At 45.6% G+C, this 16,678-nt stretch carries 3 protein-coding genes; all 3 read right to left on the bottom strand.

What is annotated here, in order from left to right; genetic code table 11:
- Positions 1-9: 9 nt before the first annotated feature.
- Positions 10-10,152, bottom strand: a complete 10,143-nt coding sequence (locus ACTJJQ_RS14550) for an amino acid adenylation domain-containing protein (protein WP_440600319.1) — start codon at positions 10,150-10,152, stop codon at positions 10-12.
- Between the two features lie 62 nt (positions 10,153-10,214).
- A complete protein-coding gene (locus tag ACTJJQ_RS14545) occupies positions 10,215-14,048 on the bottom strand; it encodes a non-ribosomal peptide synthetase (RefSeq protein ID WP_440600318.1) in 3,834 nt (1,277 codons plus the stop codon).
- Positions 14,049-14,092: 44 nt separating this feature from the next.
- On the bottom strand, positions 14,093-16,678 hold a 2,586-nt coding region (locus ACTJJQ_RS14540; protein ID WP_440600317.1), incomplete at its 5' end, for a condensation domain-containing protein.

Raw genomic sequence — 16,678 nt, 5'->3', positions numbered from 1 at the left:
CTTCTCCTCCTACATCCAATCCAAAATCTGAATCTTGCTTTCTTCCGTCCAAACGCCGACATCCCCTGTCGGATAAAGGTATTCGCCTGTTTGATGTTTGAATGGATGCGGAATTTTATGCGCCTCCATCCAATCGGCTAGCTCTCCAAAAAGTGCTTTGATCTCTTTTGCGCCGATAAAAATATCTCCAGGAAATCCAACCGGCATGAGCTGATGTTCTTCATTCAGGACATATATTTCCGTTTCATAGGCAGGATCATGTACGCCTGCATAGACTTCTTCTTGGTCTGGGTATAGCACGCTGACATGTGCGTTTTTCGCCCAATCACTGATCATCCGCTCTTTTTCCTCACTTGTCACAATGGTGAAGGAAGATAGCGGCGTATCCACTTGTTCTGTCATAGCTTCAAGTGTGTGAATCAGCTGCTGCATCAGCGTTTGTATTTGCTTTTCTGAATATTGATTCAAGTTGTATGTGATCCGAAGCTCCAGCGTATCTCCCGGCACTGCGACAAGGGTTAAGTCATAATTTGTTTCTTCATGACTGGCAATGTCTAAAATGCGTACGCCATACGGCTCAATGGATTCAATCGGATAGTTTTCAAACACGACAATGCTGTGAAACAATGCCTCTCCATTTGGAATTTCCGTCATCTGCTGAATATCTGGCAGTACGGTATACTCGTATTCTCTCATCTGAAAAACGGTTTCCTGTGTATGGGCGAGCAATCGTGCAATCGTCCAGTCCGAATGGATCGGTAGACGAAGCGGCAATGTGTTAATAAAGAGTCCTGTCATGCTTTCCACTTCTGGTAAGTCGGCTGGCCGGCCAGATACGGTCACCCCAAATATGACATCCTCTGCGCCCGAATGAAGGTGCAAGAGCAGTCCCCACGCTGATTGAATCAGTGTGCTCATCGTGACCTTCTGTTTGCCAGTCATCTTCTCCAGCTTCTGCTGCATCTCTGGCGTCAGTTTGACGCTGGACTGCGCCATGCTTACTTCTTGGTCTAAAGCATGTTCTTCGCCGTCTCCTGGAAGCGGTGTCGCTTCCTCTACGCCTGACATATAACGCTGCCAGAACTCTTGCGCCTTCTCTTGATCCTGCTTTTGCAGCCATTCGATAAAATCTTTATATGGACGGACTGTAGAAAGACTGATCTCTCGTTCATCCACAAGAGAGCGATACAGCGCAAAGGATTCCTGAATAAAACTGAACAAACTCCAGCCATCGATTAAAATGTGATGAAAACTAAAGACAAACGTGCATCTTTCCTCATCACAACGGAATAAAGCAATCCGAATCAGCGGTTCATCTATATGGTCTAAATGGAAATCCTTTGAACGATCAGATACTAAAAATTGTTCGATTGTCTCTTCTTGCTCCGCATCACTCAGGTGGCGCACATCGTGCTGAGTGAGGTGGATGCTTCCTTCTGATTGAATGAACTGAACAGGCTCCTTCAGTCCTTCCCAAGCGAATTTTGTTCTCAAAATCGAATGACGTTCTACAAGAAGATTCCAAGCTTGTTCATAGGCATCGCCGTTTGTTAAGCCTTGGAGCGTCATATGCACCTGACCAAAATAAGCTTGTGAATCTTGATCTAGCAGTGCATGAAACAGCATTCCTTGCTGCATTGGAGACAGCGGATACACATCGACTACATTGTCTGGAAGTTCATCTATTTGCTTTTGCGTGAGCTGAACCATCGGAAAATCAGATGGTGTAAAGCCGCCGCTCGTTTCAACACAATGCGTCAAGATGATCTCCATTTTTTCTTTAAAACGTTCAGGTAACAACCGCACCTCTTGATCTTGCAGCAGTTCACGATTGATCATAAAGTTCATCTGCAACTGACCATCTGTCACATATCCATACACATCGATCAAATGCTGTCTTTCTGCTTTCGGATCGTGAACATGTCCATTTCGTTCGTCTGCTATATACAGCTTGGCTTCGCCATCTGCCTGATCTAACTGACCGAGGTAATTAAAGCTCATCTGCGGCGTTACCGTTTTGAGTAAACGAGGTTCTGTCATGTATTGAAGCAAACCATAGCCGATTCCCTTTTGCGGCACAGCTCGTAAGGTTTCTTTGACGTCTTTGATTTGTCTTGCAACATCGGTTTGTATAAAAGGAATAAAAATAGGATAAGAGCTTGTAAACCAGCCGACTGTCCGTGACAAATCCATCTGTTCAAATAAATCCTCGCGTCCATGCCCTTCTAACGTGATGAGCATTGGCTTTCCAATGGCTTGCGTGAGTCCTGATAACAGTAAATCGTTAATCTCTGTTCGGTATGCTTGTGAGGCCTGTCTAAGTAACCTATCTGTTTGTTCCTTTGTGAGCTGAACCGACAGGATCTCTGCATGTTCTTCTATATTAGAAAGCGCAGGCAGTTGGAAAGGAGAACCTTCTTCCTCTTGATCCTTGATTTTTTGCCAAAAAGAGGCCTGCGCTTGTAATTGATCTGTTTGTGCATATTCGTATAAGGCATCTGCCCACTGCTTATAGGAGGCGGTTTTTTTCGCAAATATGATGTCCTGCCCTGTAGCAAGCTGTTTCAATCCATTTAGTACATCTTCTTGTATCATGCGCCATGATATGCCATCCATGACGAGATGGTGTGCAGCAATAAAGAGCTCAGACGTGTCTTCACCTGTATGAAAAAGAATCGCTTTGATCACTTCTCCGCGCTCTAATGACAATGTTCCTTGACAGGCACTTGTCTCCAAGCGGATTTGTTCCCTTGCTTCCTCCTGAGATACATCCGTCACATCAAAGAATGTGACACAAGGTGTGATGCCAGGCTCACGAATGGTTTGAATCCATGTGCCATCTGCCTCTTTTGTATATATAGCTCTCAGCATATCGTGATGATCGACCAGTTTTGAAAGAACCTGTGTTAACTGTTCATGTGGAACAGATCGCTTCATTTCAATATGCGCCGATAGATTCCAATAATCCTGATTGGTCATCGATTGCTCAAAGAACCAAGATTGAATCGGGAGAAGACGAACCTCTCCTGTCACAGGTGATTGATCATAGACCGTAGAGACCTCTGCCTTTCTCATCACTTGTGCGAGTTGTGAGATGGTCTGTTTTTCAAATACATCTCTCGGCTGGATGACGTAGCCTTCCTGTGCTAAACGTGCCACCATTTGTATGACAATAATAGAATCTCCGCCAAGCTCAAAGTAGTTATCACGGACGCCAATAGAAGGAACGCCTAGCAGCTGAGACCACACTTTTTCTAACACACGTTCTTCCTCAGTAGCTGCTTTGTCAATGGCTGTTTCTACTTCTTCTTGTCTCCACTCTGGCGGTGGAAGACGCTTTTGGTCTACCTTGCCATTTGGCGTGAGCGGTAATTCATCCAGCTCTATTAATAGGCTTGGCACCATATAATCTGGCAGGATGTCTTTTAAGTTTTGGCGAATGTCTTGCGTGGTCATGCCGCCTTTTTGGACAAAATAACCGATCAATCGCTTATGACCACTCTCATGCTGATGCGGGATAACGGCACATTCTGTGATGTCATCAAATGTCAGCATAGCGGCTTCAATTTCTCCACATTCCACGCGGTGTCCACGAATTTTCACTTGATGATCGATTCTTCCAAGACAGTCAATGATGCCATTTGACAGCCAGCGGCCCATATCGCCTGTTTTATATAAACGCGCTCCTTCTTGGAAAGGATGCGGGATAAATGATGATGCTGTTTTTTCTTCATCTCCAAGGTAACCAAGTGCCAGCCCTGTGCCGCCAACGTAAATTTCGCCGATGACGCCTTGCGGAACTGGCTGCATTTGGTCATCTAATACATAAGCTTGTGAATAAGCAATAGGCTGTCCAATCGGGACCGTCGCCTGATCTTCTTCCAGTGCTCGAATGTGATGCACACAGGAGAATGTTGTATTCTCTGTTGGTCCATAACCATTTAAAAGCCCTTCAGGCAAATACGGTAGTGCTTTTCGGATATGAGCGGCTGATAAGGCATCTCCGCCGACCAATAATGCATGAAGTCCAGATAAAGCTTCTGGATGTTCTTCAGTTAAACGGTTGAACAGCGGCACAGTCAGGAACCCTGTTGTAATCTGATAAGTTTTTAGTGCTTCCGCTAATGTATCCATTGATAAAATGGTATTTCGATCCGTCAGTATGAGCCTTCCCCCGTTTAAAAGGGCACCCCATATTTCATACGTAAAAGCATCAAAAGAGAAGCTGGCGATTTGTAAAATGCGCGTTTGTTCATTAAGGGTGACATAGTCTGTTTCACACACAAGCCGGACGACCGCTTGATGCGGGATCAGTACTCCTTTTGGCTGTCCAGTTGACCCCGATGTGTAGTTGATATAAGCAAGTCCATCAGGTCTTAGTGCAGCGGGCATGACTTCTGCTTCTGGTAAAAATTCTTCATACCCTTGATCAAGACAAATGAGTTCCGTTTGATTGATGGATACTTTTTTCAGCCATTCATTTTTTGTCAGTAAAAGCTGAATACCTGTATCTCTCAGCATATAATCAATGCGGGCATCTGGATATTCAGGATCAATTGGCACATAAGCCCCGCCTGCTTTCACAATGGCCAGCACCCCAAGAATCATTTCAGGCGATCTGTCGATGAGCAGTCCAACTGGTTCATGCGGCGTCACGCCTCGCTGCTGCAAATAGCCTGCTAGACGATTGACTTTTTCATGTAACTCCTGGTACGTCCACTCATCTCCTTGAAACTCAAGCGCCACTGCATGAGGTGTCTTTTTCACTTGCGCTTCAAATCGTTCCGTCATGAGTAGCGGACCTTTTGGTTGATCAGTCTTTCCGCTCCATTCATAGAGCAATTGATGCTTTTCTTTCTCTGGCAGGAAATTCACTTGTCTGATCGGCTGCGCTGGATTTTCACAAATTCCTTCAAGCAGGTGCTCGTAGTATGCGAGGAATCGCTCCATCGTGTCATCAGAAAACAAATCCGCATGATACTCAAGTTTTAACTGAAGACCTTCAGCTCCTTCAAACACAAACAGAGAGAGATCAAATTTCGCTGTATCATTATCTTCAATGGCTAAAACCGACGTCGCCTCTCCCATTGGAGAAGCTTCAAGCGGTAGGTTTTGCAGAACAAACATGACCTGAAACAGCGGCTGCTTACTGGCATCACGCACAATATTCAATTCATCGACCACCATCTCAAACGGCACATCCTGATGTGCATAAGCACCGACGGTTGTCTCCTTCACTCGCTCTAATAATTCCGTAAAGGCTGGATTCCCGCTATGGTCGATCCGAAGCGCCAATGTATTCACGAAAAAGCCGATTAAATGCTCCATTTCCGTTCGATTTCTCCCAGCAATGACCGAGCCAATGACAAACTCATCCTGTGAAGACAATCGATGTAAAAGCGTAGAGAAAGCCGACAGCAAGGTCATATACAGTGTGCTGTCTGTTTTCTTGGATAGCGCCGCAATCTTTTTAGACAGTGACTTCGACAGCTGATATGTTTTCGTCTTCCCTTTGTAGGATTGAACGGCCGGCCGCGGATGATCATACGGCAATACCAAATCTTCAACAGGCGCCGCAAATTGCTCCTTCCAATAGGCAAGCTGCTTACGCAATGGTTCTCCTGTCAAATACTCCTTCTGCCACAGTGCGTAATCCGCATATTGAATAGGCAGTGCCGGCAAGTGAGGCTCCCGCCCTTCGATCGCCGCTGTATACCACTCAGATAATTCTCTTGCAACAATGCCAATCGACCAGCCATCTGACACGATGTGGTGAATGGATATAAGCAAGATATGCTCTGCGGATGAAAGTCGAATCAGCTTCACTCGAAAGAGCGCTTCGTGTTCTAATTGAAAAGGTGTGGATGCCTCTTCTTTCGCCCATTCAGTCGCTTTTTGTTCTTTCTCTTCCTGTGACGCTATGCCTGAAAGGTCCATCACCTCAAGCTCTGGCAGGGCCATCTGTTCATGAATGACCTGTACCGGTTCATCCCCGCTCATCGTAAAGGACGTTCTGAGCGATTCATGTCTTTCCACCATATGATGCAGACTTTCCTGAAGCACCTTGATATCTAAAGGCCCATTCATCCGAAACGAAATCGTATTATTGTAAAATGGCAGATCCGGCTCTAATTGATAGAGGAACCACTGTCTTTGCTGGGCATAAGACATCGGAATTTCCTGACCCTTCTCCATTTTTCTCATCGGAATCACTTCATCTGCTTTGGCATTTGAATCGATCCAGTCTGCTAATTCTCCGAGTCTCGTATGTTCAAACAACACAGCAAGCGGCACGTCAAACCCTGTTTTTTGTCTAACCGCAGACAGCATTTGCGTCGCCTTCAGCGAATGACCTCCTAGTAAAAAGAAATGATCGCCGCAGTTGACATCTGAGACACCGAGCAGCTCTGACCAAATGTGTGCGAGCAGTTTCTCCGTTTCTGTGTGAGGTGCTCTGTTGTCTGAATCCATTCCGCTTTCCTCTATTAATTCATGAAAATATGCCTCGTCTGGCGATCCATCTTCTGTTTCTTTCCAATATTCCTCAGGAAACAAATGTACGGCATATTCACCAGATAGACGGGACTGTAAACATGTATGAATCGATTGATACAGCCGCTCTTCCACCGCCTTTGTTTGATCAGTTTTGAAAAAGACGTAAAAGGTCTGCTCTGTTTGCATCTCCGCATCCGCATGGACCATCTCGTGAATCTCTTTCTTCGATCGATCCAATCCCGCATAAATGAGCGGAGCATCTGTCATCAGACATGCGAGCATCGTTTGGAAGCCTGCCTGCTTTGAAATTGGAAGATAACCTCTTTCTTTTAACATGCCTTTTATCATGGAGCCTTCACTCATGCCAATCTCGTCCCACATGCTGAAACTAAAGCAATATGGCTTCACTGTAGATGTCAGCTTCTGATAATGAGCAAATTGTTCCACGAACTCATTGGCAGCGCAATAGGCGCCGACAGTCATACCGCCCTTTAGCGTTCGGGCTGACGAGCTGGAAAGAAATAAAACATTCCTGCGTTTGGAGGCAGCTTCATGAAGCGCAATCGTTCCATATACCTTCGCTTCGTACATGTCATTCAGAGACACAGATGTCATATCAGCAAGTAGTTCTTCTTGAATGATACCTGCGAAATGAATGATGCCATCCAGCCTTCGATTTCCAGCGACCTCATGCCTAGAGATGATCGCTTCCACCTCTTTTTCAGCCGTGATGTCTGCTTTCTCATACAGAACCTTGCCGCCATGCACTTTTGCCTTTTTTTCTAGCAAAGACAATGTCTCTTGCTGGTCACTAGAAAGTGCCTCTCTCTCTTTCCTTCCAAGCAACACGAGATGGGCTTGATAAGATGTCAGTAGGTGTTCACTGACTAAACGTCCAATTCCGCCTAGCCCGCCTGTTATGACATAAAGCCCAGATGATTCAAATGGCGGCTCTTTCCTTTTCTGTTCCTTTTCCAAATGAAGAGGTGCTAAAAAGGGAATATAACGAACACCTTGACGATAAGCAGCGACATGACGGTCTTGGTCATGTGTGAGTTCTGCCATAATCGCCATTGCATGGGAATGACTAGATACCGATTCTGCTAGAGAAAAATCAAGACATTGCACCTTGATAAACGGCCATTCATGCTGAACTGCTGTCATCAGTCCGGCTGTCGTTGCTTTTTCTACATCGTGGATGTGATCCTCCGGCACATTCATCGCATGGGTTGAGACAAAAGTGATGGCCACCTGCTCCTCATAGACGGAAATGGCTTTTGTTAAAAATAATGCACTCATGCTGCCCGTTTTCTGCGCTTGTTTCGCCTTGGCCACATAAAGCTTGTCTTCTTGGTTTGTATAGTTCCAAAGGTGAATGATGTGTTTCACCGAAACGCCATACGAACGGAGCGTCTCAAAGAGTTGTTCGTAGTCAGACGGCCGATTCGGGTGGATGATGAAGTGAGTGTGTGTGAGTTGTTTGAACGCTTGACCCGGTTCAACCGTAATGTATGTTTGTTCACTGTTTGCAAAAGATTTCAATTGATCTGCCAGTCCTAATGGATCTGCGAAGATCACAACGTCCCCTATGATCTGCTTGTCAGCTGCATCAAGTGGAGCAGGTATCCACTTCTTTTGATAACTCCAATCAGGCAAGGTATGTTCATTTTCAAGTCTCATGTCCATTTCCATGATCATTTCATCAAATTCGCCTTCTTGCCATCTTGTCTTGAGCTGTGCCCTTTCTATTTTTCCAGAGCTGGTTTTGGGAAATGCATGCTTCTGGACAGGAATGATGCGAGATGCAGACAAGCCCATTTTTGTTGCAATATGGGATTTAATGTGCTGACTTGCCCTCATAATATAAGCCGGCTCATACAGCTTCGGTGTAAAAAAGAGAATCAGTTCATCGGATGCAGAAGCCTCCATTCGGACGGAACAAGCAGCCACAAAGCTCGTTTCTACTCCCGGTACTTCCTCTGCTATGGCTTCAATTTCATAGTTGTGATAGTTTTTCCCGTTGATGATAATCATGTCTTTTTCTCTACCGGTTAGTGTCAGCCTTCCTTCGTGCAGGAAACCTAAATCACCCGTGTGAAACCAGCCATCCGCTTGAAATACTTCTTGATTCGCTTCGTCATTCCGGTAATAGCCCTTCATGGTGGTTGGACCTTTTATTTGCACACGGCCAATATGATCTTCCGGAAGAAGCTCATACTGATGATTGACGATGCGTATCGTGATACCTGGAATCGGTTTGCCCAACTCTGTAAAACTGACGGTTCCTGTCTCACGTGCTTCTGCTGGTCTTAGCTGCTCTGTCAGCGATGTTTCTTCAAAGGTCAGAACCCCGCTGTTTTCATCTCCACGCTCAATCGCAAAGGAAAACACAACCGCTGATGAGATTTCAGACATGCCGAAAGCCGGTCTAATCACATCTCCCTTTAAGCCGTGCGGAGCAAGCAGGTGTAGAAATCGGTGGATGGTTTTTGGAACGACCGCCTCTGCCCCATTGATCATGCAGGTCATCGCCGACAGATCCCAAGACCCTGATGAAATCTCTTTCTCATAATCATTGATCATCGCAAATGCAAAGTTAGGTGCCCATGTCTTCGTTGCACGGTAGCGGTCCATCCAGTCAAGCCACCGCAGCGGCTGAGCGATAAAGTCATCTGTTCTTGCCCGAATCTGCTCGCAGCCTGTGTACACATTGACAAGGTGGAACATCACGATGCCACCAATATGATCTAAAGGCATCCAGTCTAACGAGACATCCTCTTGTGTAAATTGATTCGCTGCCACTGTTCCTTTGACGTTCGCCAGCACACTTCTATGGGAATGCTCTACACACTTTGGCATCCCTGTACTTCCAGACGTTAAGATAAAGAAGACGGAATCATCCGGCGCGGCAGGGTGAGCGGCTGTATCTCTTTCTAATGTCAGCATCGGCTCAACTGCTGCGACACGTAATTGGTCTGTATGCCACAGTAAGGCTAACCCTTGCACCTCCTCGATCAGTGAGTCATCTGTTAGGATGAGTGGATGCTCGAGCAGCTTCCAAGCATGATGAAGCTTCTTCACTGCAGCATTCATCTCCCGATAGGTTGGGGCAGCCGACACAAGCGTTGGAACAAATCCGCCTAATACACATGCCCAAAAGGCAGTGACCATGGCATGATTCGATGAGAATTGAAAGAAAACAGGATCGCCTGCCTTCAGCCCCAGTGCCCTTAAACCAGTCAGAACCCTCTCGGCGTCTCCTTGTAACTGTGCATAAGATTGTGTGAGTTCGTTCTTGCTATTCACGATATACGTAAGCCCATTTGTCGTTTTTGCAGCCTCTGTTAAGACTTCCTGTAAGGTCTGTGCGCCTTGTGTGACGTCGAGATCCCCTCCATAGGAAAGAGCGGGCGGCATGTCGGCCAAAGCAGGTACAGCCGTTTGCGTCTGTATCGCTTCCACTGCGGCCTCCTGCTCAATGTGCTTGTCGAGAAATAAATGAGAGAGGTGATACGGCCGCGGTCGAATGGTTTTTTCACGTGAAAAAACAGCGAAGCGTTCGATTTCGTTGGTTTGTAAAATGGTTGTCTTTACATCTTGTAAAATCGCATCCATTGATTCATGTATACTCGTTTGGTTAATGGTTGATGGTTTCATATGAGTTCCTTTCCTTTTTTGTTAGGCAGGACTGCAAGGCTGCATCCTGCCTAATCTAAAGTTTACAAGACTCGTTCTCTATTTGTTTGATTGACAATATGTTTGATCAGCTTTGCATTTTGAGCTGCACATTCTTTATGTTTAAACATATCAGCATGCCGGCCATAGCCTTGGTATTGGGTAAAAGATCCGGCCGTTGCCTGTGTCCACTCTTCCATCCAGTCCGGGATCGCTATTTGTTCTTCAGATTGGATGAACGTAATATCTGCCTGTATTTTGCCTTGATTCACCCCCTTAACAAACGTTTCATAGTAGGCGCGCGTCTTTTGGGCAAGCGCTTCTTGAACGATCTCCCCTTGAGCAAGTTCGCTTTGTTTCGTTTGATGAACAATCGCTTCAATATCATCATCAATGGATCGCCCTTCTAAATCACTTTCTCCAATTTTCTTATAGGAATCGATCATGATGACCTTCTCGACTGTCCGTCCTCCTTGTTCAAGCGCTTGAACAAGCTCAAAGGCGAGGTAACATCCGCCTGAGTACCCCATCAACGTCAGCGGCCCTTTTGGCTGAAGGTGCTGAATATGCTGAACGTACTGCGCCATTCGGTTATTCGTTTCAATAAAATCAAAGGCGATCAACCGGACATCATCAAGCGTTTTTGCTGCTTCCTGATAAATAAAGCCGTAGCCTGGTAATGGCGGAAGAGCAAAGACTGTTGATGTTTGAGATTCATTGAATACAAGATAGCCAGCGGTTTCCCCGTCCTGATGCTGAATATAATGACTAAGCGCTTCAATCGTCGGGGTCTCAAACAACAAATGGATCGGCACCTGAACCTCAAACTCTTTTGATACTTTGGACAAAAGAGACATCGCTTTTAAAGAATGTCCGCCAAGCTCAAAGAAATGGTCATCTGTGCTAATATCCTCTCGTTCAAGTACTTCCCGCCACATCAAAAGCAGCTTTTGTTCCACTTCATTTGCGGGCAGTTTCACACGGCGGTTTCCTTGCGGTGCCTCTGGTTTTGGTAGCTGGCGTTTATCAACCTTCCCGTTTGGCGTAAGTGGGAGGTTCTCCAGTTCAATCAGCTCATGAGGCAGCATATAAGCTGGAAGACGCTCTTTCAGCCTTGATTTGATGTCATCGAGTTTCCCTTTCCATGCATCATCACACGTGATGTAGGCAAGCAGTCTTGTATGATTTGTTTCATCATGATCCGCTAGGAGTACAGCTTGTTTTACACCTGGGTGCATGAGAAGGTTGGCTTCAATTTCTGTCAGTTCAATACGGTGTCCTCGAATTTTTACCTGATCATCAACTCTGCCTGCATACTCAATCAGACCGTCTTCTCGAAAGTAAGCTAAATCCCCTGTACGATACAGGCGCTCACCCGAAGCGAAAGGATGAGGAATAAACACTTGTTTTGTCAGATCAGGACGATTCAAATATCCTTTTGCCAGTCCTTTGCCGCTCAGACAAAGCTCTCCAACCATTCCAATCGGCTGAAGCTGCCTGTGCTCACTCAATATATAAGCGCCCGTCTGGTTGAGCGGCTTCCCAATTGGAATAGAATGTGCCTCTAAAGGGATTGCTTCATCTATTGGATAATACGTGGCAAAAACCGTTGATTCGGTTGGTCCGTATACATTCAACAATCTGCCTTTTCCCATCACATCAAAGGCTTTTCTCACATGCTGAACCGATGCCCTCTCTCCCCCAAACAGCACCTTACGCACACCGCGCATCCAGTCTGTTCCTTCATCAACGAGAAGATGGAATAAAGCGGTTGGAACAAACATGACAGAAATATGCTCTCCTTTTATCAACTCAGTGAGCTTCCCCATATCTAAAATGGTTTCTTTTTGCGGCAGGACAAGCTTTGCTCCGTTTAAAAGCGCACCATATACATCAAATGTAAAGCCATCAAATACGCTATTTGATAACGACAGCAATGTATCTGTTTCTAAAATGGTTAAATAATTCGTATTTTTGACCACCCGGGCAATATTGGAATGGGTCGTCATGATGCCTTTTGGCTGTCCGGTTGTTCCAGATGTATACATGATGTATGCCGTATCATCTAAACCAGCTTCAAGTGGCAGATTCTCTGAGCTCATCAGTAAAATTTCTTGATCATCTGCAAAAAGATACGTGCCATCAAATGCGAGTGACCTCGTCTGACTGATAAAGGATGAATGAGTCAGTAGATGCGTCGCTCCGCTGTCTTTCAGCATATATTGGATACGGCTTTCTGGATAATCTGGATCAATCGGCACATAGGTGGCACCTGCTTTTAAGACAGCGAGTAAGCTGACAATGAGTTCAGGTGTCCGCTCTGCTAAAATGGCGGTCACCGTTTGATGACCCACCCCATTTTTTTGCAAATGCCTTGCCAGTCGATTGGCTTGTTCGTTCAGCTCCGCATATGTCATCGTGTGATCACCTGCTGATAATGCCACTGCATTCGGCTGTTTTCGGACATTATGCTCAAACCACTTTGTCAAATAAAGCTGATCATGCTCCAGCTCAGGTGCATTCCATTCCTCTAACATTCGCTGTTTTTCCTGCTTTGTCACAAGTGTCAGTGTATGAACTGACTGATCTGGATGTTTGATGGCCCCTTTGATCAAAAGGGTCAGCTGATCCTTTAATTTACGGACAAATGCAGGGTCAAATGCACGCTGATTAAAGGCCAGCTTCAGCTGCAATTGTTCCCCGGGCGACGCCAGTAAATTGAGATCATAGTTCGATTTTTCATAGACATTCATGTCTTCTACTGTAAAGCCAAGCAGTGACTCCTGCTCGTCTTTCTTTGCAGCAGGGACATTCTCAAACACCACAATATGATCAATGAGCTGCTGCTGACCTACCTTAGCCTGAATATCATAAATCGGGATATATTGGTGCGGTTCAGCCGCTAAAGACTGCTGCTGCGTCTCTGATAATAGAGAACGGAACGTCATTTGGTCTGTCAGCTGAATTCGTCTTGGAATGACATTGATGAACAACCCCACCATCCGGTCCACACCAGCCAAATCCGACGGACGTCCTGACACAACTGTTCCAAACAAAACATCATTTGACCGCTGATACCTGCTTAGTAAAATGGACCAAGCCGATTGAAGCGCACTGCTTAACGTGGCATTCTGCTGCAAGGCTAACTCTGATAAAGCAGCTGTTTCTTCTTTACTCATGGCCCATTCGATTTCGCCTAATTCATGCTCATTTGTTTGCTTTCGCTGTTCTTTAAAAGTCGATTGCCCCTCAAAGCCAGCCAAAGATTGCGTCCAATATTCAAGTGAGGCTTGTTTATCTTGTTTTTCCAGCCAATGAATATATTCTTTATATGGCTTGACTGGCTCCAGCCTGTAAGGGATGTCATGCAAAAGTGCATGATAAATCGCAAACAATTCCTGCACAACTAGACCAAAACACCAGCCATCTAGAAGGATATGGTGATAGCTCCATATCCAGCGATAGCTTGAAGGACCCGTTTGAAAAACAGAGGCCCGCATGAGCAGATCCTTTGAGAGATCAAATCCTCTCAGCTGATCCTTTTGTTTAAAACGATCAATACGTTCAAACTGTTCACTTTCAGAAAGGTCCTGTATGTCCACAACATCAAGCTGGAAAGGTCGATTCTTTAATACAACTTGGACAGGACGCTTCACTTTTTCGTGGAGGAACACGGTACGAAAAATATCGTACCGTTCCACGATGATATTCATGCTTTTCTCAAGCAAATCATGCCGAAGTGTGCCCTTCACGTTCATATCCATTTGTTCTACATAAAAGCCTTTTTCTTGATGATGGAGGGTATGAAACAGCATTCCTTCTTGCATCGGTGACAGATAGTACATATCTTGAACTTGATCCCTTTTAAATTGACTCATCTATTTCATTCCTCCTTTCCTTTTTCATGACTGATCTAGTGGTGTTAAGTCAATTTCTCCTCGAGCATGTCAAAGATATCGTCCATTTCATCCATTTCAAGGTCTGCAGCCGAGAAGTCACTTGGCGTAAATTCTCGCTCTTGATGCGCTAAGCAATGGGTGATGATGGATCTGATTTTCTCCTTCAACAATGCGATGAACTGCTGTATCGTTTGTTCTTCATATTCACTTGCACAATATGAGCACGACAGAATGAATTGATTGTGCTGAACAAGACCGCTGAGGTTCAGCTTATAAACAGCTTCAGATTCAGGGCTTGCTTGACGGCCCATATCATAGGTTGAGGGCCCAAAGAGTTCTGTCGTCACTTCCTGATCAATCTGCCCAAGATAGTTCAAGCTGATTTCAGGCTGCACGTGTTTGACTGACGGTTCGGATGGTGTCATGTATCTTAAAATACCGTAACCAATCCCTTTATTCGGTACACGCCGTAGCATCTCTTTCGTTCCTTTGATAGCGTCTGCAATGGTCTGATTCGGTTTCGCTTCAAGAACGACTGGATACATGCTCGTAAACCAGCCAACTGTGCGGGATATATCTAATCCTGATAAAATGTCCTCTCTTCCATGACCTTCAAGCTGTACATGTACATGAGATTGACCTGTCCATTCCTGAACGGCCAGCCCGAGCGCACATAGAAGAATATCATTCATTTCTGTTGTGTACGGAAGATGGATATTCGTTAACAGATGCTCGGTTTCTGCTTCTGTCAGCTGCATTTTGACCGCTTTCGTATCCGCGACTTTTCTTTCTTTTACTTCATGGTCAACAGGTAAAGTCGTAAACGGTCTATTTTCAATCGCTGCCCAATACTCCTTCTGGTTTTTTAGCAGCTGTGACTGCGCATATCGTTCAATCGCTTCTGCCCATTCTTTGAAAGAGTGCGTTTTTGGCGGCAGAACCATCGTTTCTCCTTTTTCTGCCTGATGATAAAGAGACATAAAGTCTTCTAGTAAAATCCGGCAAGAAACGCCGTCAATCACAAGATGATGTGTGATGATGAGTAAGTGATCACCGTTTTCTGTATGGAAACAAATCACTTTCATCAATGGACCCTTTTCAAGATTCAGTTGACGCTGATACTCATTGGCGTATGTGGAAATCGCCTGTTTCACATCTTGCGCTTTTGAAACATCACAAGAAATAATTGAAAATGGTTCTGTCAACTCCCGCTGATTGTATTGCAGCATGTCATCATGCTCCTGTCTGAACACCATGCGCAGTGCATCATGATGTGAGAGCAGTTTTTGCAGAACTTCTTCTGTGACAGCCAAGTCAAACCCTTTTGGTGCATGAAGCATCATTGAGAGATTCCAGTGGTGCTGGTGATCAAAGTTCCGTTCAAAGAACCAGCGCTGTATCGGTGTTAAAATAACCTCTCCTTCGACAGCTGACTGATCGGCTGTGAGAAGGTCCGCTTCTTCGATATATGGGCGAAGCTCCGCAATTGTTGGGTATTGGAAAAGCAGTTTCATATCGAGCTTCCAACCTTCTTGCGTGAGTCTGCTTGCCATTTGGATGCCTTTAATCGAATCTCCGCCAAGGAAGAAGAAATGGTCGTGAATACCAACTTGGCTGACGCCAAGCACATCTTCCCAAATGCCGCAAAGCAGTGCTTCCACTTCATCTCTTGGCGCTTCGTATGCTGTTTGATTCGCTTCCATATCAGGTGCTGGCAGTGCTTTGAGATCCACTTTGCCATTTGCCGTCATTGGCAGCTGGTCTAGCTTGATGATCCATGATGGCACCATATATTCAGGCAAGATGCGCTTTAAGCTTTCTTTCAGCGCAGCCGTTTCTGCATCTGTAATGACGTAAGCGACAAGAGCGTCTTGATCACTTGCGTCTTTGACCGTTGTCACGACGGCTTCTTTCACTTCATTTAGCGTAAGGAGCTGTGCTTCAATTTCTGACAGCTCAATCCGGAAGCCGCGGATGTTCACTTGATGGTCTTTTCTACCGAGATAAATCAGCTCGCCATCCTCTGTCCATTTCACCAAATCACCTGTACGGTACATGCGCTCTCCTGGATAAAACGGATCTGGGACAAATCGTTTGTCCGTTTCCTCTGGGAGATTCCAGTAGCCTCTTGCCAGTCCTTTCCCCGCAATCACGAGCTCACCCGGTACGCCTTGCGGCGAGAGGTCATATAACGAACCCATAATGTAAAAACGAGTATTGGCAATCGCTGTTCCGATAGGAAGCGTGCCTTGATCTGGATCAATGATCCCGCTTGTCGCCACGACCGTATTTTCTGTTGGGCCGTAGTTATTGACGAGTTTGTATGGAACGGGCTTCACCTGTTTTAGCTTGTCCCCGCCTGTCAGTAAGTAACGGAGAGAATGATTGTCCATCGACATAAACTGCTCACATAGCTGTGTTGGCAGGAATGCAATGGTGATGCCTTCGTGATTAAAATACGAATTGAGCTTGATCATATCGAGGCGAATCGCTTCGTCGATGATATGGAGCTCTGCGCCGGCGATCCACGTCGGGAACATCTCCCAAATGGAGGCATCAAAGCCAAAGCCGGCATATTTGGCGGTTCGGTCTTGTTTCGTCACCTGGAA

Source organism: Bacillus sp. 22483 (assembly GCF_052044605.1).
GTDB classification, from domain to species: Bacteria; Bacillota; Bacilli; order Bacillales; family Bacillaceae; genus Bacillus; species Bacillus altitudinis.
Note: the sequence above shows the minus strand (reverse complement) of the source record. Positions and strands in the feature narration are given on the sequence as shown.

Bases quoted from the DNA above. Each gene is read 5' to 3' on its own strand.
- ACTJJQ_RS14550 (WP_440600319.1), bottom strand. From the start codon at position 10,152: ATGAAACCATCAACCATTAACCAAACGAGTATACATGAATCAATGGAT.
- ACTJJQ_RS14545 (WP_440600318.1), bottom strand. From the start codon at position 14,048: ATGAGTCAATTTAAAAGGGATCAAGTTCAAGATATGTACTATCTGTCA.